This is a genomic window from Ideonella sp., assembly GCF_044358605.1.
GTDB lineage: Bacteria > Pseudomonadota > Gammaproteobacteria > Burkholderiales > Burkholderiaceae_C > Ideonella.
Map to the genome: position 1 here is coordinate 140,591 of NZ_JBIKNQ010000001.1, position 22,030 is coordinate 162,620.

At 65.1% G+C, this 22,030-nt stretch carries 21 protein-coding genes and 1 pseudogene; 11 read left to right on the top strand and 11 right to left on the bottom strand.

Annotated elements, in window-relative coordinates:
• Positions 1–27: 27 nt before the first annotated feature.
• The 8 genes and pseudogenes from ACIQ3Q_RS00680 (at position 28) to ACIQ3Q_RS00715 (ending at position 8,902) form a co-directional block, all read left to right on the top strand.
• On the top strand, positions 28–1,851 hold the full coding sequence (locus ACIQ3Q_RS00680; protein ID WP_396267017.1) for a feruloyl-CoA synthase: 1,824 nt from the start codon (positions 28–30) through the stop codon (positions 1,849–1,851).
• 25 nt (positions 1,852–1,876) lie between these two features.
• The gene (locus ACIQ3Q_RS00685) at positions 1,877–2,701 is read left to right on the top strand and encodes a crotonase/enoyl-CoA hydratase family protein (RefSeq protein WP_396267018.1); all 825 of its coding nucleotides are present in this window, start codon (positions 1,877–1,879) and stop codon (positions 2,699–2,701) included.
• Positions 2,698–3,966, top strand: coding sequence for a thiolase family protein (locus ACIQ3Q_RS00690; RefSeq protein ID WP_396267019.1), 1,269 nt, complete (start codon positions 2,698–2,700; stop codon positions 3,964–3,966). Before ACIQ3Q_RS00685 ends, ACIQ3Q_RS00690 begins: the two co-directional genes overlap by 4 nt.
• A pseudogene (locus tag ACIQ3Q_RS00695) lies at positions 3,963–4,382 on the top strand (acyl-CoA thioesterase). The gene ACIQ3Q_RS00690 and the pseudogene ACIQ3Q_RS00695 overlap by 4 nt, the downstream one beginning before the upstream one ends.
• Positions 4,383–4,459: 77 nt before the next feature.
• Complete coding sequence (locus ACIQ3Q_RS00700; RefSeq protein WP_396267020.1) at positions 4,460–5,599, top strand: ABC transporter substrate-binding protein; 1,140 nt, start codon at positions 4,460–4,462, stop codon at positions 5,597–5,599.
• A 148-nt stretch (positions 5,600–5,747) separates the two neighbouring features.
• Positions 5,748–6,512 (top strand): SDR family NAD(P)-dependent oxidoreductase, encoded by a 765-nt coding sequence (locus ACIQ3Q_RS00705; protein WP_396267021.1) that lies wholly within the window; start codon positions 5,748–5,750, stop codon positions 6,510–6,512.
• Positions 6,513–6,528: 16 nt separating this feature from the next.
• The gene (locus ACIQ3Q_RS00710; protein WP_396267023.1) at positions 6,529–8,313 is read left to right on the top strand and encodes an acyl-CoA dehydrogenase family protein; all 1,785 of its coding nucleotides are present in this window, start codon (positions 6,529–6,531) and stop codon (positions 8,311–8,313) included.
• A 58-nt stretch (positions 8,314–8,371) separates the two neighbouring features.
• Complete coding sequence (locus tag ACIQ3Q_RS00715; RefSeq protein WP_396267024.1) at positions 8,372–8,902, top strand: MaoC family dehydratase; 531 nt, start codon at positions 8,372–8,374, stop codon at positions 8,900–8,902.
• On the opposite strand, the gene ACIQ3Q_RS00720 is transcribed toward ACIQ3Q_RS00715, so the two are convergent.
• From ACIQ3Q_RS00720 to ACIQ3Q_RS00750, 7 genes are read right to left on the bottom strand one after another with little or no spacing between them, the layout of a single operon-like run.
• Positions 8,793–9,062, bottom strand: coding sequence for a cysteine-rich CWC family protein (locus ACIQ3Q_RS00720; RefSeq protein WP_396267026.1), 270 nt, complete (start codon positions 9,060–9,062; stop codon positions 8,793–8,795). The two genes, ACIQ3Q_RS00715 and ACIQ3Q_RS00720, sit on opposite strands and share 110 nt — an antisense overlap.
• Positions 9,059–9,658: a GNAT family N-acetyltransferase gene (locus ACIQ3Q_RS00725; protein ID WP_396267027.1), complete on the bottom strand. Its 600-nt coding sequence runs from the start codon at positions 9,656–9,658 to the stop codon at positions 9,059–9,061. The genes ACIQ3Q_RS00720 and ACIQ3Q_RS00725 overlap by 4 nt, the downstream gene beginning before the upstream one ends.
• A 13-nt stretch (positions 9,659–9,671) precedes the next feature.
• Positions 9,672–9,929, bottom strand: coding sequence for a DUF2007 domain-containing protein (locus tag ACIQ3Q_RS00730; RefSeq protein WP_396267028.1), 258 nt, complete (start codon positions 9,927–9,929; stop codon positions 9,672–9,674).
• Between the two features lie 13 nt (positions 9,930–9,942).
• Positions 9,943–10,506: a GNAT family N-acetyltransferase gene (locus ACIQ3Q_RS00735; RefSeq protein ID WP_396267029.1), complete on the bottom strand. Its 564-nt coding sequence runs from the start codon at positions 10,504–10,506 to the stop codon at positions 9,943–9,945.
• A gap of 9 nt (positions 10,507–10,515) precedes the next feature.
• The gene (locus ACIQ3Q_RS00740) at positions 10,516–12,048 is read right to left on the bottom strand and encodes a 3-hydroxyacyl-CoA dehydrogenase (protein WP_396267030.1); all 1,533 of its coding nucleotides are present in this window, start codon (positions 12,046–12,048) and stop codon (positions 10,516–10,518) included.
• 16 nt (positions 12,049–12,064) lie between these two features.
• Complete coding sequence (locus tag ACIQ3Q_RS00745; RefSeq protein WP_396267031.1) at positions 12,065–12,859, bottom strand: enoyl-CoA hydratase-related protein; 795 nt, start codon at positions 12,857–12,859, stop codon at positions 12,065–12,067.
• 60 nt (positions 12,860–12,919) lie between these two features.
• Positions 12,920–13,777, bottom strand: coding sequence for an AraC family transcriptional regulator (locus tag ACIQ3Q_RS00750; protein WP_396267032.1), 858 nt, complete (start codon positions 13,775–13,777; stop codon positions 12,920–12,922).
• Positions 13,778–13,910: 133 nt separating this feature from the next.
• On the opposite strand from ACIQ3Q_RS00750, the gene ACIQ3Q_RS00755 reads away from it, so the two are divergent.
• Positions 13,911–14,456, top strand: a complete 546-nt coding sequence (locus ACIQ3Q_RS00755; RefSeq protein ID WP_396267033.1) for a carboxymuconolactone decarboxylase family protein — start codon at positions 13,911–13,913, stop codon at positions 14,454–14,456.
• Here the strand turns inward: ACIQ3Q_RS00755 and boxA are convergent.
• The 4 genes from boxA to ACIQ3Q_RS00775 all read right to left on the bottom strand — a co-directional run bounded on the left by boxA (position 14,453) and on the right by ACIQ3Q_RS00775 (position 20,086).
• Positions 14,453–15,742: a benzoyl-CoA 2,3-epoxidase subunit BoxA gene (gene boxA / locus ACIQ3Q_RS00760; RefSeq protein ID WP_396267034.1), complete on the bottom strand. Its 1,290-nt coding sequence runs from the start codon at positions 15,740–15,742 to the stop codon at positions 14,453–14,455. The genes ACIQ3Q_RS00755 and boxA overlap by 4 nt on opposite strands.
• A 123-nt stretch (positions 15,743–15,865) precedes the next feature.
• A complete protein-coding gene (boxB, locus tag ACIQ3Q_RS00765) occupies positions 15,866–17,293 on the bottom strand; it encodes a benzoyl-CoA 2,3-epoxidase subunit BoxB (protein WP_396267035.1) in 1,428 nt (475 codons plus the stop codon).
• Positions 17,294–17,320: 27 nt separating this feature from the next.
• On the bottom strand, positions 17,321–19,003 hold the full coding sequence (gene boxC / locus ACIQ3Q_RS00770; RefSeq protein ID WP_396267036.1) for a 2,3-epoxybenzoyl-CoA dihydrolase: 1,683 nt from the start codon (positions 19,001–19,003) through the stop codon (positions 17,321–17,323).
• Positions 19,004–19,123: 120 nt separating this feature from the next.
• Entirely contained in the window at positions 19,124–20,086 is a 963-nt protein-coding gene (locus tag ACIQ3Q_RS00775) for a helix-turn-helix transcriptional regulator (RefSeq protein ID WP_396267037.1), read from the bottom strand.
• A 135-nt stretch (positions 20,087–20,221) separates the two neighbouring features.
• On the opposite strand from ACIQ3Q_RS00775, the gene ACIQ3Q_RS00780 reads away from it, so the two are divergent.
• Together ACIQ3Q_RS00780 and ACIQ3Q_RS00785 are read left to right on the top strand one after the other, a co-directional pair.
• Complete coding sequence (locus tag ACIQ3Q_RS00780; protein ID WP_396267038.1) at positions 20,222–21,799, top strand: benzoate-CoA ligase family protein; 1,578 nt, start codon at positions 20,222–20,224, stop codon at positions 21,797–21,799.
• A complete protein-coding gene (locus ACIQ3Q_RS00785) occupies positions 21,799–21,981 on the top strand; it encodes a hypothetical protein (protein WP_396267040.1) in 183 nt (60 codons plus the stop codon). The genes ACIQ3Q_RS00780 and ACIQ3Q_RS00785 overlap by 1 nt, the downstream gene beginning before the upstream one ends.
• Positions 21,982–22,030 lie beyond the last annotated feature (49 nt).

The following is a 22,030-nucleotide window of genomic DNA, read 5'->3' on the forward strand; positions in this document are numbered from 1 at the left end:
ATCAGCGCACACAACATACACATATGTATGGATACAACGGTGACGACGAACTTCTTCGACGACCCGCGCATGCTGGCCCCACGCGCCACCACCAAGGCAGACTTGGACGGCAGCGGTTTTGTGCTGCGCTCGCCCGAGCCGCTGGCGCCCTTTGCCCGTTGCAGTGGCGAATGGCTGGAGCGCTGGGCGCATGAGACCCCCGACGCTCCGGCCTTTGCTGAGCGTGACCCTGCCGCTGCCGGTGGCTGGCAGCGTCTGACTTGGCAGCAAACCCGCACCCTGGTGGGTGCAGTGGCCCAAGGCCTGCTGGACTTGAACCTGCCGCCGGGCAAGCCGGTGGTGATCCTGTCTGACAACGCGCTGGATCACCTCATCTTGGTGCTGGCGGCCCAACACATTGGCCGCCCGGTTTGCACGGTGTCCAGCGGCTATTGCCGCTTGGCGCAAGGCGACTTCAGCCGCATCCACGGCATCTTGCATGCCTTGGACCCGGCCTTGGTTTATGCGTCGGATGCCACCGTCTATGCCCCGGCGTTGGAGCGCCTGGGCCTGCACCCCAAGGTCGTGTTTTCGAAGGGGGCCGAGAGTGTGCCCGGGGCGCTCAGCTTCACCCAGCTCAGCAGCGCCGTGGAGACCCCGGCCGTGATGCAGGCCTTTGCCGCCATCACGCCCGACACCCATGCCAAGTACCTGCTGACCAGCGGCTCGACGGGCACGCCCAAGGTGGTCATCAACACCCAGCGCATGCTGTGCGCCAACCAGCAACAGTTGGCCCAGGTCTGCCGCTTTTTTGAAGCCGAGCCGCCGGTGTTGGTGGACTGGCTGCCTTGGAGCCACACCTTTGGCGGCAACCACAACATCGGCATCGTCATGCGCAATCGTGGGCAGATGGTGATCGACACCGGCAAGCCCCTGCCCGGCGCCATTGAAGCCACCGTGGCCAACCTGCGCGAGGTGCAGCCCACCGCCTACTTCAATGTGCCCAAGGGCTACGACATGCTCTTGCCCTACTTGGAGGCGGATGAGACGCTGGCTCGCAACTTCTTTGGCCGCTTGAAGATGCTTTTTTACGCCGGTGCGGGCATGCCCCAAACCACCTGGGAGCGCCTGGAGAAAGTGGCGGCCACCGTGCGCACCGAGCGCCTGTGGATGACGACGTCTTGGGGCGCCACCGAGACCGCCCCCGCCATCACCCTGCCCAACTGGGCGCTGGACCGCGCCGGTGTGATCGGCGTGCCCCTGCCCGGCATCGACCTCAAGTTCACACCCAACGCGGGCAAGCTGGAGATGCGGGTGCGCGGGCCCAATGTCTTCCCCGGCTATCGGGGCAATGAGCAGGCCACACGCGACGCCTTTGATGACGAGGGCTACTACAAGATCGGTGACGCCGGCTATTTGCTGGACGAGTCCGACCCAGCCCAAGGCGTGGTCTTCAACGGCCGCGTGGCCGAGGACTTCAAGCTCACCACCGGCACCTGGGTGTCGGTGGGCACGCTGCGGGTCAAGGTGGTGGCGGCCATGGCGCCCTATGCGCAAGACGTGGTCATCACCGGGCACGACCGCGCCGAAGTGGGCGCACTGGTGTTCTTGAGCGAAGACGGACGCAGGGCCACGCCCGAGGCCCTGCAGACCCGCTTGCGCGAGGCGCTGGCCGATCTCAAGGCCCATGCCGGGGCGTCCAGCTCGCAGTCGCCCACGCGGGCCTGGGTCTTGCCCGATTCACCCAATATGGCCCAAGGCGAGATCACCGACAAGGGCTACATCAACCAGCGTGCGGTGCTGAGCCTGCGCGCCGACGCGGTGGCCGCGCTCTATGGCAGCGAGCCCGCTACTCAACGCATCACGATTTAACGCATTCATTCAGGGACAAGGCCTCATGAATTTTCAAGCTGCTACCGGCCTGCTGGGCCAGTTGCCACTGCTGCGCGTCGAGACCGACGGGCCGGTGCTGCACATCCACCTCAACCGCCCCGCCAAGCGCAACTCCATCAGCGACGAGCTGCTAGCCCAGTTGCACACCGTCTTTGTCAACATGCCCAAAGACATCCGCGTGGCGGTGCTCAGCGGCGCCGGCGACCATTTTTGTGCGGGGCTGGACCTGACAGAAGTCACCGAGCGCAATGTCACCGAGGGCATGAGCCACTCGCGCGCCTGGCATGCGGCCTTTGACGCGATTCAGTTTGGCCCGGTGCCGGTCATCGCGGTGCTGCACGGCGCCGTGGTGGGTGGCGGGCTGGAGCTGGCCTCATCCGCCCACTTGCGGGTGGCCGAGCGCAGCAGCTTCTATGCGCTCCCTGAAGGTACGCGTGGCATTTTTGTGGGCGGTGGCGGCTCGGTGCGCATCTCGCGCCTGGTGGGCACCTCGCGCATGACGGACATGATGCTCACCGGCCGCGTGTTTGACGCCACCGAGGGCTACACCATGGGCTTTTCGAACTACTTGGTCGAGCCCCAGCAGGGTTTGGAAAAGGCTTATGAGCTGGCCGTCAAGATCGCGGCCAATGCGCCGCTGTCCAACTACGCCATCACCCAGGCGCTGCCCCGCATTGCCGACCTGTCGCACAGCGACGGCCTGTTCATGGAGTCGCTCATTTCTTCCATCGCGCAAGGCGACGAGGCCGCCAAAGAACGCGTGCGCGCCTTCTTGGAAAAGCGCGCAGGCAAGGTCAAGAAACAAGAGACAGGGTCAGGAGCCGCATGATGGCCAAAGGTTTGTTCAACCGCTTTGAGGATGTGTGGATGCTAGACGGCGTACGCACGCCGCAGGTGGACTACATGGGCGCCTTGGCCGATGCCAACCCGATTGACATGGGCATCAAGGTCGCACGTTCGGTGCTGGCCCGCACGGGCATTGCGCCTGAGGATGTGGACACTGTGATCGCCGGGAACATGGCGCCCGGTGGCTTTGACCAGTTCTACGTGCCGCGCCACATTGGCCTCTATGCCGGGGTGCCTACCGAGGTGCCGGCGCAAATGGCCCAGCGCATTTGCGGCACGGGCTTTGAGCTCTTCCGCCAAGCGGGTGAGCAGATCAGCAGCGGTGCGGCCGAGCTGGCGCTGGTGGTGGGCACCGAGTCCATGACCCGCAACCCCATCGCCGCCTTTGATCACCGCCAGGGCTTCCGCCTGGGTGCGCCGCTGGGCTTCAAAGACTATATGTGGGAGGCACTGACGGACTGCGCGGCGGGGATCAACATGATCCAGACGGCCGAGAACCTGGCCCAGCGCTATGACATCCGCCGTGAAGACGTGGACGCCTTTGCGGCGCTGTCGTTTGAGCGTGCCGTGACCGCCCAAGAGGGCGGCTGGCTGGCCGGTGAGATCGTGCCCGTCAGCACCGAAACCTTTGAATTGAGCGGCTACAAGCCGCGCCACCTGCGCCTCAGCGGCAAAGCCACCGTGGCCGACAAAGACACCCACCCGCGCCCCACGCCGGTGGAGGTGCTGGCCAAGCTGCGCACCGTGTTTGCGCAAGGGGTGCAAACGGGCGGCAACAGCTCGGCCCTGACAGACGGCGCAGGCGCCGCCTTGGTGGCCAGCGGTGCGTATGCCAAGCGCTGGAGCCAAGCGCCGCTGGGCCGCGTGGCGGCGGCCGCCGTGGTGGGCGTGCCGCCCGAGATCATGGGCATTGGCCCGGCGCCGGCTATCCGCTTATTGCTGGAGCGCGCAGGCCTGACGCTGGCCGACATTGCCCGCTTCGAGATCAACGAAGCCCAAGGCGCACAAACCCTGGCCGTGCAGCGCGAGCTGGGTCTGGATGTGAACCGCTTGAACGTGCATGGCGGCGCCATTGCCCTGGGCCACCCGTTGGCCGCCACCGGCGTGCGGCTGACGCTGACGGTGGCGCGCCAGCTCAAAGCCATCGGCGCCCGCTGGGGCATTGCCTCGGCCTGCGTGGGTGGCGGCCAAGGCATTGCGCTGCTGATTGAGAACCCGCAGGGCGAAGGCTTGGGGAGCGCTGCATGAGCCGGACCCACATCTGGGAGATCGACATCCAGTTCGGTGACTGCGACCCGGCAGGCATCGTTTTCTTTCCCAACTTTCTGAAGTGGATGGATTGCTCCTCGCTGGCCTTCTTCATGGCCTGCGGCGTGCCGCCCTAGCGCGAGTTGGTCAAGAAGCGCGGCATCGTCGGCACGCCGCTGCTGGAGATCCACACCCAGTTCAAAAAATCAGCCACCTATGGCGAGCGCATCCAGGTGCACACCACGGTGGAGAGCTGGGCCGGCAAGACCTTTACCCACCGCCACCGTGTGATGCGCGGTGACACCTTGCTGTGCGAGGGCACCGAGGTGCGCGCCTTTGTGCAAAAGCACCCCGAAGACCCGAACCGCTTGCAGGCCATCCCAGTGCCCGAGGACATCAAGGCGCTGTGCAGCTGACCCCATTCCACAGAGCCCGATGCATCGGGCCGCTTCATTCCTTCCTCCCCGTCACCCCGCATTTCAGGAGACAAACCGTGAAGACTGCTTTCCTCAAGACCCTGCTGGCCTCGGCCGCTGTGCTCGTCACCACCCAGGCCTTGGCCGAGATCACGGTGGGCGTCAGCATCCCCATGACCGGCCCAGCGTCGGGCCTGGGCATCCCGATGAACAACGGCCTGAAGATGTGGCCGGCCACCGTGGCAGGCGAGAAGATCAAGCTGGTGATCCTGGACGACGCGACCGACCCTTCCAAGGGCGTGCAGAACGTGCGGCGCCTGACCACCGAAGACAAGGTCGACCTGATCATGGGCTCAGGCGCCACCCCGGTGGCGATTGCCATGGCGGCCGTGGCGGCAGAGACCAGCACACCGCAGTTGGCCCTCTCGCCCATCCAGTTGCCGCCGGGCAAAGACACCTGGTCTTTCCGCCTGCCGCAGTCCAACGGTGTGATGGCTAACGCCATGGTGAGCCACATGCTCAAGGGCGGTGTCAAGACCGTGGCCTTCATTGGCTATGCCGACGCCTATGGTGAAGGCTGGCTCCAAGAGTTGGCGCCGCGCCTAGAAAAGGCCGGCATCAAACTGTTGGTGACCGAGCGCTTCAATCGTGCCGACACCAGCGTCACCGCCCAAGCCCTGAAGGTGGCCGGCGCCAACCCCGATGCGGTGGTGGTGGTGGCCTCGGGAAGCGGCGCGGCCATGCCGCAATTGGCCGTGCTGGAGCGCGGCTTCAAGGGCCGCATCTACCAAACCCATGCGGCTGCGTCTAAAGACCTGATGCGCGTGGGTGGCAAAGCCGTCGAAGGCACCTTTGTGACCGCCGGCCCGGTGGTCGTGGCAGAGCAACTGCCCGCAGGCCATCCCTCGCGCGAATTGGGCATGAAGTTCAACGCGGCTTATGAGCAGATCCATGGCCCGGGCAGCCGCAACCAGTTTGCCGCGCACTCCTATGACGGCTACCTGATGCTGGAGCAAGTGGTGCCCGTGGCCCTGAAGAAAGGCAAGCCCGGCACGCCCGAGTTCCGCGCTGCGCTGAAGGAAGCGCTGGAGACCGCCAAGGGCTTGGCCGTGACCCATGGCGTGCTGGACTACACGCCCACCGACCACTGGGGCTTCCGCCCCGACACCGGCGTGGTGATGAAGGTGGTCAACGGCGAGTGGAAGTTGGAGAACTGAATGGCGCCTGTGGCAGTTGGTGAAGACCGCCACAGAGACACAGAGGCACAGAGAGCTTGTGGGAGAAGCAAGCGGGTGGGTGGAGCGCCTCCCCCACCCGCCTGTCGCCGTGAATTGGCCGGTGGGCCACGCCCCCTTGGAGAGTGAGATGCAAATTGATGGACAACATGCCCTGGTCACCGGCGGTGGCTCTGGGCTGGGTGAAGCCGTCGCGCGTGCTTTGGCCGCCGCAGGCGCGCGCGTGACCGTGCTGGACGTGAACACGGCGGGTGCCCAACGCGTGGCGGCCGACATTGGCGGCTTTGCCGCCACGGCCGACATTGCCGACACCGCCAGCCTGACGGCCGCACTGGATGCGGCGGAGGCCACGCACGGCCCGGCCCGCATCGTGATGAACATCGCGGGCATTGGCACGGCCAAGCGCGTGATCGGCCGCGATGGCGAGCCCGCGCCGCTGGAAGATTTTGAGCGCGTCATCCGTATCAACCTCATCGGCACCTACAACGTCATCCGCCTCACGGCGGCCCGCATCGCCAAGCTGGCGCCGCTGCAAGACGGCGAGCGCGGTGTGATGTTGATGACGGCCTCGGTGGCTGCCTTTGACGGCCAGGTCGGGCAAGAGGCCTACAGCGCCTCGAAAGGCGGCATCACCGCCATGACCCTGCCGCTGGCGCGCGACTTGGCCCAGCACGGCATTCGGGTCATGACGGTGGCGCCCGGCCTCTTCAGCACCCCGCTGATGAAGAGTCTGCCGCAAGACATTCAAGACGCCTTGGGCGCCTCTATTCCCTTCCCCAAGCGCTTGGGCCACCCGGAAGAATTTGCAGCCTTGGCCACCCACATCGTGAGCAATGTGCACCTGAACGGCGAAACCATTCGCCTGGACGGCGCCGTGCGCTTGGCCCCTCGCTGAACGACTACACCACCATATGAGCTGGGACTACCGTGCGCCGCTGCGCGACATGCGCTTTGTGATGGAGCAGGTGCTGCAAGCCCCCCAGGGCTGGCAGGCCTGCCCCGAATGGCAAGAGCTGGATGCAGACACCGCGAGTGCCATCCTGCAAGAAGGCGCCCGTTTTGCGCGCGAGGTCTTGCTGCCCCTCAACGCCAGCGGCGACGCGCAAGGCTGCACCCGCGAGGCTGATGGCTGTGTACGCACGCCCCAGGGCTTCCCGGCCGCCTACCGTGCGTTTGTAGAAGGTGGCTGGCCCGCCTTGCCCTGCGCGCCCGAATGGGGCGGCCAAGGCCTGCCGCTGCTGCTGGACGCAGCCGTGCGCGAAATGCTCATCGCCTGCAACCAAGCTTGGGAGATGTACCCCGACCTGCTGCATGGCGCTTATGAAACCATCAAAGGCCATGCCCGCCCGGCCCAGCAAGACTGGTGCTTGGCCAAGCTCGTCAGCGGCGAGTGGCTGGCCGCCATGGCCCTGACCGAGCCCCAGGCGGGCAGCGACTTGGGCCTGCTCAGCACCCGCGCCGTGCCTGAGGCCAGCTTCGAGGCTGACGGCGCGCTGCGCGTGACGGGCGACAAAATCTTCATCTCGGGTGGCGACCACGACCTGAGCGACAACATCATCCACCTGGTGCTGTGCCGCCTGCCTGATGCGCCGCCTGGCACTCGTGGCATCTCGCTGGCCTTGGTGCCCAAGCTGCTGCCCGACGGCCAGCCCAACACCCTGAGCTGCACCGGCCTAGAGCACAAAATGGGCATCCACGGCAGTGCCACCTGCGCCATGCGATATGAAGGCGCACAGGGCTGGCTGGTGGGCGCGCCGCACAAGGGCTTGGGCGCGATGTTCTTGATGATGAACTCAGCACGCCTGCATGTGGGCCTGCAAGGCTTGGCGCATCTGGAGATGGCCGGCCAGAACGCGCTGCGCTATGCCTTTGAGCGCCTGCAAATGCGGGCGGCCATCCGGCCAGAGGGTGCCAAGGCTGCCGCCGACCCCATCGCCCTGCACCCCGCCATGCGCCATGCCTTGCTCAAGGTACAGGCTTTGACCGAAGCCCAGCGCGTGATTGCCTACCGCGCAGCCCAGTGCATTGACGAAGGCCACCACCACCCCGACGCCACCGTGCGTGACCGGGCCCTCAAAGTGGCGGCCTTGTTGACGCCGGTGGTCAAAGCCGCGCTCACGCACAACGGCTTTCACGGCACCAGCGACGCGCTGCAAGTCTTTGGCGGCTACGGCTTTGTGGTGGAGACGGGCGTGGAGCAGTCGTTGCGCGACGCCCGCATCGCCATGATTTATGAGGGCACCAACGAGATCCAGGCCATCGACCTGCTGCAACGCAAAGTGTTGGCTGACGGTGGCTTGGGCCTAGGCCTGCTGCTCGACGACCTAGACGCCGAAGCTCAGCGCTGTGACGCTGCTCCCACCTTGACTGCCTTTGCCCAAGCCCTGCGCCAACACACACAACAGGCCCGCGCGGCCACCGCCGCCCTGATGGAGAGCACCGCCACCGCAGCCGACCCCGAAGCCGCCTTGCGTGTGGCCGACGACTACCTCTGGGGCCTGACCCACACCCTCTACGCCTGGGCCTTTGCCGCCAGCGCCCGCGCCGCGCTGCAAGAGCCCGATGCCGCCTGGGCCCAAGCCAAGACCGAGCGCATGCGCTATGGTGTGGACTGGCTGCTGCCCATGGCCCAGGTGCACTGGCACCGGGTCACGGCGGCTTCCTTGCCCTTGCCTGCTTTGGCTCAGCCGGAGTGATCTCCGCACGGTTGGGCCCAAGGCTTGCCCACGTGCCACCCCAAAAGCTTGCGCACCCATGAAATTCGCCGACTTCCACCAAGGCCAGGTCATCACCGCCGGCCCCTACCACCTCAGCCAAGACGAGGTGCTGCAGTTCGCTAACACCTACGACCCGCAGTGGTTCCACACCGACCCGGAGGCCGCTGCCCAAGGCATCCACGGCGGCCTGATCGCCAGCGGCTGGCAGACCTGCGGCATTGCCATGCGCTTGGTGGCCCAAGCCGCGCTGCAAGACTCCGAGTCCTTTGCCTCGCCGGGTTTGGCCTACGTCAAATGGCTGCACCCCGTGCGCCCGGGTGATGCGCTGAGCGTTAAAGCCACCGTGCTGCAAACCCGCAGCTCAGCCAGCAAGCCGGACCTCGGCATCTTGCGCTGGCGCTGGCAGCTCTACAACCAGCATGAGGTCGAGGTGCTGGACTTGGAGGCGACGAGTTTGTTCAAGTTGGTGGTGGAGGGCCTGCACCGCCCGCCGCACACGCCGCACACAAACACGCTTTCCCCCGGCTCTCCACCGGAACCCTCTCCAACACCTCTGGCGCGATCTTGACGCTGGTGCACCAGCACAGCACCTCAAAGCTGCCCGCAGCGGCCGGGGCGCAGCGGTTGGGCTGGCCGCACAAGGGGCAGGTGGGGGCGCAGGTGGGCTGCAATGCGTCAGAGGGCTGCGCTGTGCACGCGGCTGCGCTGGGGTCTGGTGGAGGTGTCATGGTACGTTGATTGGTGTCTGCGCCCTATCCAGCCACTCGTCGCGAAGCAGGCCCCAGAGGTGGGTGTCATAGGTCCGCCCTTTGGCGGTCCAGCGCTGGCGCAAAGTGCCTTCCAGCGTAAAGCCCAGGCCTTGCAGCAGTGCGTTGGAGGGGGCATTGAGGGGGTTCACCTCGGCTTCCATGCGCCTCAGGCCGTCGGTGCGCTCAATGCCAGCGTTGAATCCGAAGGCGTGGTCGAGCAGGGCGGTTACAGCTTCACGCATCAGGCCTTGGCCCCAGCAGGCCGGGCTCATCAGGTAGCCCAGTTCGGCGCGCGCACTGGCTTCGTCATGCTTGAAGATCACGGCAGCACCGATCACCGCCTCGGTCTCGCACAGCGTCAAGACCCACTGCTGAGTGCCGCCTGCCGCTTGCAGCCCTTCAATGCGAGCGAGCCATGCCTCGGCATCGGCCATGCTCTGCCAAGAGGCATAAGGCAGATGATGCGTGACACGGTCGTCGGCGTTGATGGGCAGCAGTTGGGATAAGTCAGCCGCGGTGACGCCGCGCACCGTCAGGCGCGGCGTGTGCAGCGGGGTGATGGGAATGAGTGGCATGGCAAGGCTTCCGTCACGGAGCAGCGTTGCCACTCACATCAAACGACTCATCCAGCATCGGGGCGGCCGCCTCCCAGGCGGCAATCAAGGCCCGCGCTTGGCTGAGTTGCTCTGCAGGAACTTGCACCCTCACCATGGCATGCGCAGGCAACTCCCCCATGCCGCCTTGCAAATACTCGCCAAGGATGTGGCACTCCACCCCTTCTTGGCGCAGCACGTCGCACACCATTTGAGCATCGGCAAGATGGGCGGCGTGATAGGCGGTTTGCATGGATGGGGCTCGCTTAGTCTTGGGTGGCGGTGTCGCTCACATGACTATGCATCCAAAAGTCCCGGGCCACCCCCCGGACTTGTCGGTAGCTGCGCAGCAAACCCTCGCGCTCGAACCCACAGCGCGTCAGCACTTGCAATGAGCGTGCGTTGCTGTCCATGACGGTGGCTTGAACGCGGACTAGCCCCACATGCGTGTGCGCCCAGTCCGTCAAGCTGCGTGTTGCTGCGCTGGCCAAGCCCCGGCCCCAGGCTTCGGGGCAGAGGTCATAGGCCAGCTCGGCACTGCGGTTGTCGGGTTGGACGGTGTGGAACCCAGCGGTGCCCAAGAAGCGGTCGGTGTCGCGGTCAGCAATCACGAAGCGAAGCAAGGAAGACGACGTGAAACGCGCCTCGTCCCACACATACACCGCGAGCCGTTCAAGCGCGTCCGCGTCTTCTGCAGGCAGGTTCCAACTGGTGTGCTCAAACACGGCAGGTGAGCGCAGCGCCGCCAGCCAGTGGGGCAGGTCAGCCTCACGCAACTGTCTGAGCACCGCCTGTGGGTGCTGCAGCACAGGGCGTTGGGTGAACAGCATGCGCGGCCCTCAGCCCACCACCCGTGTTCCGGCCCGCACCCGCAGCCACGGGCTGACGCGGTAGCGCTCACCTCGGTAGTGGGCGTCCAGGGCGTCCAGCAGGGTCACCACGGCGCTCACGCCCACGCGCTGCAGCCACTCGAAGGGGCCGGCGGGGTAGTTGACGCCCAGCTTCATGGCGGCGTCGGCACCCTCGGGGTTGCACACGCCTTGCTGCACGGCGTCGGCGCCTTCGTTGATCAGCATGGCGATGCTGCGGGCCACCACCAAGCCGGGCGCGTCGGCCATGCGCAGGGGGTGAAAGCCTGCACGGGCCAGCACACCGGCGGCGGCTTGGGCAAAGGCTTCAGAGGCGCCTTCCGCCACGGCAAACGCCAAGGGCGTGTCGGGGGCCACGGTGGCCGTCACGCTCCAGTCGAACACGGCGGTTTGAGGCTGGCCGTCTTGCAGCGCCTGTTGCAGGGCAGTGCGGCCATCTGTCAGCAGCAGGCGGCCTGCCGCGTCTCCACTCCAGTGCAGGCCGACGGCGGCCGTGCCCGTGTCACGGGCCACGCTCACGCCTTGGGCCGTCAAGGCGTCGGCCAGGCGCTGGGCCAGGTCGCCCTGGCCGCTCACCGTGAGTGCGGCCACTGCGCTTTGCGGGGCGGCGGCGGGCAAGGCCTTGTCGGCCTCGCTCTGGGGGTAGCGGTAGAAACCACGGCCGCTCTTGCGGCCTAGCAGGCCACCGTCGACCAGGTCGCGCTGCACGCCGCTGGGCACATAGCGCTTGTCATAGAAGTTGGCTTCATAGACTGAGCGGGTCACGGCAAAGTTGGTGTCGTGGCCGATCAGGTCCATCAGCTCGCACGGCCCCATGCGAAAGCCCACGCTGCGCAGGCAGGCGTCGGCCACGGGGGGGCTCACCGCTTGTTCGGCCAACAGGGCCAGGGTCTCGGCATAGTAGGGGCGGGCAATGCGGTTGACGATGAAGCCCGGTGTGGACTTGGCATGTACCGCCGTCTTGCCCCAGGCTTGCGCCAGGCTGAAGATGGCCTCGGCCACCTCGGGCGCGGTGTGCAGGCCCGACACCACTTCCACCAGCTTCATCAAGGGCACGGGGTTGAAGAAGTGCATGCCCACCAGGCGCTCGGGCCGCTTCAGGCCGTTGGCCAAGGCTGTCACCGAGATGGACGAGGTGTTGGTGGCCAGCACCGCGTCTTCGGGCAGCAGGGCTTCCAGTTCAGCAAACAATTTGCGCTTGACGTCGAGGTTCTCAACGATGGCTTCCACCACCAGCGTGGCGGTCTTGCCGTAGCGCAGCGCGCTCAAAGGGGTGATGCGCGTCAGCGCGGCTTCCACCACCTCGTGGCTCAGCTTGCCTTTGCTGACCAGCACATGCAGGGCCACCGAGAGCTGGTCTTTGGCTTCTTGGGCCGCGCCTTCACGGGCGTCGTGCAAGAACACATGATGACCGGCCAAGGCGGCGACCTGCGCAATGCCGGCACCCATGATGCCCGCGCCCACCACCAAGACATTGGCGTTCTGGAGATTCACTATACTCATCATCAAGTCTCTTCAGTCAGTCGTTATTCGGGGCGATCCAAGCGGCAGGGCGCTTGGCCAAAAAGGCGGCAAAGCCTTCGCGGGCTTCGTCGGTGCCGCGCACGCGGGCAATGGTGTTGGCGGTCAAGGCCTGCACCTCGGGGGTGACAGGGCCTACCGCCAATTGTGCAAACAGGGCTTTGATTTCGCGCAGGGCTTGCGGGCCACCGACCAGCAGCTCGTCCACCCAGCCTTGCACGGCGGCATCCAATTGATCGGCAGCCACGACCTCATGCACCATGCCCATGTCCAACGCCTGGGCAGCGGAGATGCGCTCGGTGGTCAGGGCCAGGCGCAGCGCTTGGCGCTTGCCCACAGCGTTGGTCAGGTAAGGCCCAATGACGGAGGGCAGGATGCCGAACTTGGCCTCGCTGACGGCAAAGCTGGCGGTCTCGGCCGCCACGGCAATGTCGCAGGCACAGGTCAGGCCCACACCGCCGCCCAAGGCCACGCCTTGCACACGGGCGATGGTGGGCTTGGGGCAATGGGCAATGCGGTGCAGCATGCCCGCAAAGCGGCGCGCATCGGCTTGGTTCCATTCCAGTGAAGCTTGGCTTGCGCGTTGCATCCACTGCAAGTCAGCCCCGGCACTGAAGGCCTTGCCTGCGCCTTCCAGCACGATGACACGCACCTGATCGTCGTCGGCCAGTTGCGCAAAAGCGGCATCCAGCTCGCCAATCATGGCCTCGTCAAAGGCATTGAACACCTGCGGGCGGTTCATGCGCACGCGGGCCACCGGGCCGCTGGAAACCTCCAGGGTACTGAAGTTCATGGTCATGTTGATGTGCTCGTGGACTTAGATTCTTGATTCTGTCGATGGATGGGCTGAAGTCTATTCGCCTTGCTGGCCCAACCAATCGCGGGGGGAAGCTCCGACCTTTTGGGCAAACACCCGTGAAAACGCTGAAGGGTTGGCATAGCCCAGCTCATCCGAGATGCGCTTGACGGCATCGCCCTGCCGTAAACGCTGGCGAGCAATGGCCAAGCGCCATTGGGTCAGGTATTCAGCGGGTGATTCTCCCAGCACCGCTTTGAAGCGCGTCATGAAGGCGCTGCGCGACAAATGGGCCAGCTCGGCCATGGCCTCGACCCGCCAGGCCTCGCCGGGCCGCTCATGCAGGGCCACCAGGGCAGGGGCGAGTTTGGGGTCGGCCAGGCCGCACAGCAGGCCGACCTTCAGGCCGAGGCGTTCGGGGTGTTGGATCATCCAGCGCAGCAGTTGCATCAACACCACCTCGAACAGGCGATTGGCCACTAGGCGTTGACCGCAGCGCACCTGTTCGGCTTCTCGGAACAGCAGGTTCAGGGTGTCGCTCAAGCCCTCGACCTCGTGCAGGGGCAGCAAGACCAGTGGCGGCAGGGCCCGCACCAAGGGATGGTCACCTCCGCCTTCAAACTCAACGGTGGCACACAGAAAGTCTGAACCCTCGGCTGGGGCATTGTGAAAGTCATGCACCCAGGGCTGGGGGTAAAAAATGAGCGTGGGTTCGGTCACCCGCTGGCGGCGTGGCAGGCCGCTGCGTGCGGGATGGCGAATCTCCACATCGCCTTGCCGCAGCACATGCAAAAAGGCACGCCCCGGGCGGGCATCAAAGTGGGTGATGCCGCACAGCGGCCCCTGGTGGAAGAGCTGCGCCTGCACGCGGAAGCGTTCCAACAGCGGTGACAGGCGGTCCAGCGACGGGGTCATAGCTTGTACGAATAGATATGTTTAGTGGCGATTATGGTCCCAATCATTCGAATCATTCGCGCACTGTGTGGGTGTTGGCTCGCATTCCAACGTCCTTATCACCGCGCCGCCAGGCGCTCACCCGGAGCTCACCATGTCTCATCTGCCCCTCGTCTCTGCCGAACAAGCTCGTGGCCCAGCCGCCAGTCTCTTGGCCGAGATTCACGGCGCCTTTGGCGCCACGCCCAATATGTTCAAGGCCGTGGCCAATTCGCCCGCCGCCCTTCAAAGCATGTGGGGCGCCTTCAAGGCGCTGGGTCAAGGCACGCTGCCGGCCCAGTTGACCGAGCAAGTCGCCGTGGTGGTGGCCAACCGCAACAGCTGCCATTACTGCCTGGCCGCCCACACCGCCTTGGGCCGCAAGGTCGGGGCCAGCGCAGAGGCGATGTCGGCCGCCCAGGTGGCACAGTCGGAAGACCCGAAGACCTTGGCCGCACTGGGCTTTGCGCTGGCTGTGGTGGAAGGCCGAGGACAGGTGCAACCCGCCCATCTGGAGGCCCTGCGCGCGGCAGGCTTCAGCGATGAAGCCATGATGGAGCTGCTCGCCCATGTGGCGCTGAACCTGTTCACCAACTACGTCAACGTGGTGTTCGACGTACCGCTGGACTTCCCCAAGGTGGCGTTGCGCACTGCGCATTAACAAGTCTCCAGGTGCAGCCGCCCCTCTGACTTGAGCTGGGCTCCGAGTTGGGTCCAGTCTCCGCCAACTTGCTCGACCAAGTCGCGCAAGGTCATCACCACGCCTTCTTCCATGGCCTTGAGCCCGCAGACGTACACATAGGTGTTGGCGTCCTTGAGCAAGGGCACCAGGTCGCTGGCCCGCTCTTTGAGGGCGTCTTGCACATACTTCTTGGGCTGGCCCGCCACGCGCGAGAACGCGAAGTTGATGTCGATGAAGTCCTTGGGCAGGTTCATCAAGGGGCCGAAGTAGGGCAGTTCTTCGGGTGTGCGTGCCCCGAAGAACAGCATCAGCTTGCCGCCTTCGAATTTTCCGGAGGCGCGCAAGCGGCGGCGCCACTCCGTCATCGCCCGCATCGGCGCGCTGCCGGTGCCGGTGCAGATCATGATGATGTTCGAACGCGGGTGGTTAGGCATCAGGAAGCTGCTGCCAAAGGGCCCGATCACTTGGCACCTGTCACCCACCTGCAGGTCGCACATGTGGTTGCTGGCCACGCCGCGAACCGGGCGGCCTTGGTGGTCTTCCAGCACGCGTTTGATGGTCAGCGACAGGTTGTTGTAGCCGGGGCGCTCGCCATTGCGTGGGCTGGCAATGCTGTATTGGCGGGCATGGTGGGGCTTGCCGTGTTCGTCCACCCCGGGCGGGATGATGCCTATGCTCTGGCCCTCCAGCACGGGGAAGGGCATGGCACCGAAGTCCAGCATCACATGGTGGGTGTCGTACTCCTTGCCCACTTCCGTCACCCGCACATTGCCCACCACGGTGGCGGTGATGAACTTCTGCGTGGCCGAATTCTTGGCGCTGGGGCCGTACAGGTTGACATAGGCATGCGCGGCCGACCAAGGCGGCAGCGTGGCGCCCCAGTCGGCACTGCGGAAGGGCTGCTCGCCGGTGGGGTCGGTGGGGGCAGCGGCTGCGGCTTCGGGCTCAGCAGCGGGGGCAGCGTCTGGGGCGGAGGCCGCCAGTTGGTCTCGGCTCAGCTCAGCCGGCAGTTCATCCCAACTGAGCTGCTCCTCCAGCGTGTAGGGCTTGGCCCGTGTGACGGTGCGGTAGTTGTCGATGGAGCCGGTGGGGCAGGGCGAGATGCAGGCATTGCACCAGTTGCACAGGCTCACATCCACCACGTAGTTGCGCGAGTCGTGGGTGATGGCGTTCTGCGGGCAGGTGGCCTCGCAGGTGTTGCAGCGGATGCAGATCTCGGGGTCGATGAGATGTTGCTTGAGCAACTGGGGCAGCGCAGCGTTCATTGAAAAAGCCTCGAAGAGAGATGCGAAGTATCGAAGCATTGCGGCGGCTTGTGTCGCGGGTGAAACCCGTCGACTCGAACCCGCCGGCGCCAAGGCGGCGCCCTGCGGGCGTCCACCTTGGCGTCAGTTAAACCGGACGTAGTCGAAGTCGACGGGCTGGCGGTTGATGCCCATCACCGGCGGCGCAATCCAATTGGCGAATTGGCCCGCATCGGTGACCCGGCCCATCAGCGATGCTACAAAGGCCCGGTCTTCGGCGCTGGGCAGCCACTCGTTCTCACGCGCGGCAAACTCTGCCGCACTCACAGCGCGGCCCTCCGGCGTGATGTGGGCATTGGCCAGCGTGCCGATCTTGCGGTTGAAGGCCTTGTGCGGCGTGGTCAGGCGCAACGGAATGCCGGCCTTCTCAATCACCTTGTTCCAGCGCCCGACGCCGCCAATGCTGTCCTTGATGTAGTCATCGCGCAGCACTTCGTTCAGGGCATTGAGCATGGGCACTTGGCGCTCGATCAACTGACCGTCCTTCAGGCCCAGCACGGTGTAATGCTGGCCTTGCAGGCGGTGGTCGTCGCCGCGCTTGGCTTCTTCATAGCGGCCTTTCAAGCCGCTGTTGTAGAAGATGGCCGCGTTGCTGGACTCATCGGCACCAAACAGGTCGATGGTGACCGAGAAGTGGAAGTTCAGATAGCGCTGCAGCGTGGGCAAATCAATCACACCGGCGGCACGGATCTTGGCCGGATCATCGGTCTTCAACTCATTCATCACCTGGCAGGTGCGCTGGATCACGCGGCTCACGCCCGACTCGCCCACAAACATATGGTGGGCCTCTTCGGTCAGCATGAACTTGGTGGTGCGGGCCAGCGGGTCAAAGCCGCTTTCGGCCAGGGCGCACAACTGGAACTTGCCGTCACGGTCGGTGAAGTAGGTGAACATGTAGAAGGACAGCCAGTCGGGCGTCTTCTCATTGAAGGCCTGCAAGATGCGCGGGTTGTCTTGGTCGCCCGAGCGGCGGTCCAGCAGGGCTTCGGCTTCTTCACGGCCGTCGCGGCCAAAATGCTTGTGCAGCAGATAGACCATGGCCCAGAGGTGGCGGCCTTCTTCCACATTCACTTGGAAGAGGTTGCGTAGATCGTACTGGCTGGGGCAGGTCAGGCCCAGGTGGCGCTGCTGCTCCACGCTGGCGGGTTCGGTGTCGCCCTGGGTGACGATGATGCGGCGCAGGTTGGCGCGGTGTTCGCCAGGCACGTCTTGCCAAGCAGCCTCGCCCTTGTGCTCACCAAAGTTGACCTGGCGGCCTTCTTCCTTGGGGTTCATGAAGATGCCCCAGCGGTAGTCGGGCATCTTCACATGGCCAAACTGCGCCCAGCCATCGGCCTCCACGCTCACGGCGGTGCGCAGGTAGACATCAAAGCCATGCGAGCCATCCGGCCCCATGTCCTGCCACCAGTTCAGATAGTTGGGCTGCCAGTGCTCCAACGCGCGCTGCAGCGTGCGGTCTTCACTCAGGTTGACGTTATTGGGGATCTTTTCGCTGTAGTTGATGCTGGACATGGGAGTCTCCTGGTCGCTCACTATTGATCAGACACGATTAAAGTCGAAGGCAGCTTTTTCGCCCTTGCCGTAGAGCTTCAAAGCTCCCTTTTCGCCGACGGCATTGGGGCGCTGGAAGATCCAGTTCTGCCAAGCGGTCAGGCGGCCGAAGACGCGGGTGAACATGTTCTCGGGGCCGTTGAAGCGCAGATTGGCTTCCATGCCGGTCAGGGCGTCGGGCGACATGGCGGCGCGCTCTTCCAGGGCCATCCGCACCTCATCGGCCCAGTCGATGTCGTCGGGGTTGGCGGTGACCAGGCCCAGCGCATAGGCGGCGTCTGCATCCAGCGGCTGACCCAAGGCTTCGCGCACGGCGGCCAGCGGGGCGGCTTCGTCATAGAAGCGGCGGCCCAGGCGCGACTGGCCGGTGGCCATGGGGTAGAGGCCGAAGTTGGCTTCCGTCAGCGTCAGCTTGGGCGCTGCGGCTTCGTCGTCCGGCAGGGCCAAGTGGTAGCTGCGGTCGCAGGCCAGGGCCAACTCGGCCAGAGTGCCCGCAAAGCAAGTGCCTTGGTCCAGCAGCGCAAACAGCGAGCGCGAGGACACATCCAGACGCGAGAAGGTGCGGCGCAGCAGGCCCACGGTTTCGCGCACCAGCCAGTGGTCGGCGTGGGCCAGCAAGGTGGCGTCCAGGGCCAGCACACCCGCCGCGTCACCGGCGGTGCGCAGCACCCAGGTGCCGATGTCCAGCTCGTTGGTGCGCAGGTGCAGGATGGCGTCTTCCAATTGGCGTGCCATGGCCAGCGGGTACCAGTGGGCACCGGCGGCTTCAATGTCGGCCACGGTGTTGGGCTGGCTGCCTTGCGGGGCCTGCACGGTGATCTGGGCTTGGCGGCGGGCGCGGTCGATCTGCACCTGCACATGCTCCCAGCGCAGGTGGTCGCCCTCAAATTGACGCTCCAGGCGGCTCAGGGCGACGCCTTGGGCTTGGGCGGGCCGGATGCTGGTGGCGGCCAGGGCCTGGGCACGCTCTTGCACTTTTTGTGCAAAGACGGCGGGCTTGGCAACCTCGTCCACCAAGCGCCAGTCCTTGGCCTTTTGGCCGCGCACGCCTTCGGTGGTGGTGCAGAAGATGTCCGCCAGGTCATGGCGCACTTTGCGCTTGTCGGTCACGCGGGTCAGGCCGCCGGTGCCGGGCAGCACGCCAAGCAGGGGCACTTCGGGCAGGCTGACGGCCGAGCTGCGGTCGTCGATCAGCAGGATCTCATCACAGGCCAAGGCCAGCTCATAGCCGCCGCCTGCACAGGCCCCGTTGACGGCGGCCAGGAACTTCAGCCCGCTGTGGGTGGAGGAGTCCTCAAAGCCGTTGCGCGTCTCGTTCGTGAACTTGCAGAAGTTGACCTTCCAAGCATGGCTGGAGACACCCAGCATGAAGATGTTGGCGCCCGAGCAGAAGATGCGGTCGCGGCTGGAGGTCAACACCACGGTCTTGACGGTGGGGTGCTCGAAGCGGATGCGGTTGATGGCGTCGTGCAGTTCCACATCCACGCCCAGGTCATAGCTGTTGAGCTTGAGCTTGTAGCCCGGGCGCAGGCCTGCGTCTTCGTTGACATTCATGGTCAGCGTGGCGATGGCGCCGTCCACACTCAAGGTCCAGTGCTGATAGGCCTCGGGAGAGGTACGGTAGTCCACCAGTGCGGGGGCCAAGCTGCCTTGGGGTTGCGGTGCGTTCATGCCAGTCTCCGTCGATCAGATGCAACATGGTGCCCATGAGGGTGGGTGACTTGGTTTGCATTATCGTGCATCAACTTGACCTGTCAACGAAAAGATGCAGTTTAGTGCTCGTTTGCGGGTTTATCCCAGGCTGCGGCTTTGAGGGCAGACTTGGCGAAGCTGCCGCCAAGCTTCTTCCAGGCTCAAGCCGCCGGTGTGGACCTGGGCGTCGGCCTTGCCATAAAAGGCAGCCCGCTCGGCCAGGATGCGCTTGAGATCGTCCATAGCTTCGCGGTTGCCAGCCATGGGCCGCAAGTCGCCCTGGGCCATGACGCGCGCCATGTGCTCCTCGGGCGTGGCCTGCAGCCAGACGGTGTAGCAATGCGTCAGCAGCAGATTGAAGTTGGCCGGGTCGGCCACCACGCCACCCGGTGTGGCGATCACGGCATCGGGGTAGAGCTGAATCGTCTCTTCCAGGGCTCGGCGCTCATAGCGGCGGTAGGCGGCCGAGCCCAGCAGGTTGTGGATTTCGCCCAAGGAGCAGCCGGCCACGCGCTCGATCTCTTGGTTCAGCTCGACAAAGGGCACATTCAAATGCTCGGCCAAGCGGCGGCCCAGGGTGGATTTGCCTGCGCCGCGCAGGCCGATCAGCGCGATGCGCTGCAGGCGGGCATCGGGCGCCGGGGCGCCAAACAACTGCGACAGCGCCTCGCGGCCTTTGCGCATTTCCGCCTCGCTGCGGCCCTGCAGCAGGTTGCGGATCAGCATCCATTCCGGCGACTGGCTGCTCTCGTCGCCCAGCAGCTCGGTCAGCGGGCAATCCAGTGCACGGCTGACTTGGCGCAGCACTAGCACCGAGGCATTGCCCACGCCCAACTCCAGGTTGGCGAGGTGCCGCTCAGAGACCTCAGAGGCCCGCGCTAACACCCGGCGGGTCATGCCTCGGCGCGCACGCAAAGAGCGCACGCGCTCGCCCAACGCCGTCAAAAAAGGATCGCGCGGGTCGGCGGCTGGGGCGGGGGTGTCGTCCTCTGTGGCTGCATCGGCCGCATCGGCGGCGGGGGGCAAGGCCGCATTGGCGGCGGGTTCATCAAGGGCGCTCATGAAGTCCGTGGTTTCCCGTAGATATGCACTATATTGCTTGACGCTGGTGGCGCCGAGGGCTAAGTTTCGGCCATGCACTAGATTTCCACAAGCGGTGTTGCTTGGGGTTAATCAAGAAATCCAGTGCGTTTGGAGATGACCTTGAGCCCTTTGCCGCCCCCTGAATCCTTCAACTTTGCCCAGCACCTGCTGAGCCTCAACACCGGCCGCGCCGACAAGGCGGCCTTTGTCGATGAACTGGGCGTGTTGACCTACGGCCAACTGGACGAGCAAGTCCGCCGCATGGCCGCTGCGCTGAAGGCGGCCGGTGTGAAGCGCGAAGAGCGGGTGCTGCTGCTGATGCTCGACAGCCTGGATTGGCCTGTGGCCTTTTTGGGCGCGATGTATGCCGGCGTGGTGCCGGTGGCCGTCAACACCTTGCTGACGGCCGACGACTATGCCTACATGCTGGAACACTCGCGGGCGCAGGCCGTGCTGTGCTCGGGGGCGCTGTTGCCGGTCCTGAATGCAGCCTTGGTCAAGTCTGACCATGAGGTGCAGAAGGTGGTGGTGTCCCGCCCCGTCGCTCCTTTGCATCCGGCCGAGGTCGAGTTCCAAGCTTTCTGTGCGGCCCAAGCACCTCTGGACAGGCCCGCGCCCACACGCGGCGACGATGTCGGCTTTTGGCTCTACTCCTCCGGTTCCACCGGCCGCCCCAAAGGCACGGTGCATTCCCACGCCAACCCGTATTGGACGGCGGAGCTGTATGGCCGGGCCGTGCTGCAACTGCGCGAAGACGATGTCTGTTTCTCGGCCGCCAAACTCTTCTTTGCCTATGGCCTGGGCAATGCGCTGAGCTTCCCGCTCAGTGTGGGGGCCACCGTGTTGCTGATGGGCGAGCGGCCCACACCGGACGCCACCTTCAAGCGCTGGCGAGGCGAGGTTCAAGGGCACAAGCCCACCGTGTTCTATGGCGCTCCCACCGGCTTTGCCGGCATGTTGGCCCACCCCCATCTGCCTGCGCGGCAAGAGGTGTCTCTGCGCTTGGTGTCTTCAGCGGGTGAGGCCCTGCCGGCCGAGTTGGGTGAGCGTTTCAAGGCGCACTTTGGCGTGGACATCGTCGACGGCATTGGCTCCACCGAGATGCTGCACATCTTCTTGAGCAACCGGCCTGAGCGCGTGCGCTATGGCACCACCGGCTGGCCGGTGCCGGGCTACGTGGTGGAGCTGCGCGGCGACGATGGCCTGCCGGTGCCCGATGGCGAACCGGGCGACCTCTACATCCAAGGCCCGTCGGCGGCCATGATGTACTGGGCCAACCAAGCCAAGACGCGTGAGACCTTCCAGGGCGGCTGGACCAAGAGCGGCGATAAATACATCCGCAACAGCGACGGCAGCTACACCTACGGCGGCCGCAGCGACGACATGCTCAAGGTCAGCGGTATCTACGTCAGCCCCTTTGAGGTGGAAGCCACGCTGGTGCAACACCCGGCCGTGTTGGAGGCCGCTGTCATTGGTGTGCCCGACGCCGAGGGACTGACCAAGACCAAGGCCTTTGTGGTGTTGAAGGCCGGTGGACAGGCCACCGAAGACGAGCTCAAGGCCTTTGTCAAAGACCGCCTGGCGCCCTACAAATACCCCCGGCAGATCAGCTTTGTGCCTGACCTGCCCAAGACCGCCACTGGCAAGATCCAGCGCTTCAAGCTGCGCGACCAAGAAAAGGCCGCAGGCTGATGGCAGCTGAGTTCTGCACGCTGGACATCGCTGGCGCGCCCCTGCAGATCGAGCTGGCCTGGGTGGGCGTGCAAGACGACCCCGCCGCCCCGCTGATGGTGTTTCTGCACGAGGGCCTGGGCTCGCTGGCTGTCAAGCCCCGGGAGATCATTCACACGTTTTGTGAAGAGCTTGGGGTGTGAGGCGTGCCATTTTTTCAGGGCCTCGATGGGGGTCTGGTGGTTGAGGGCG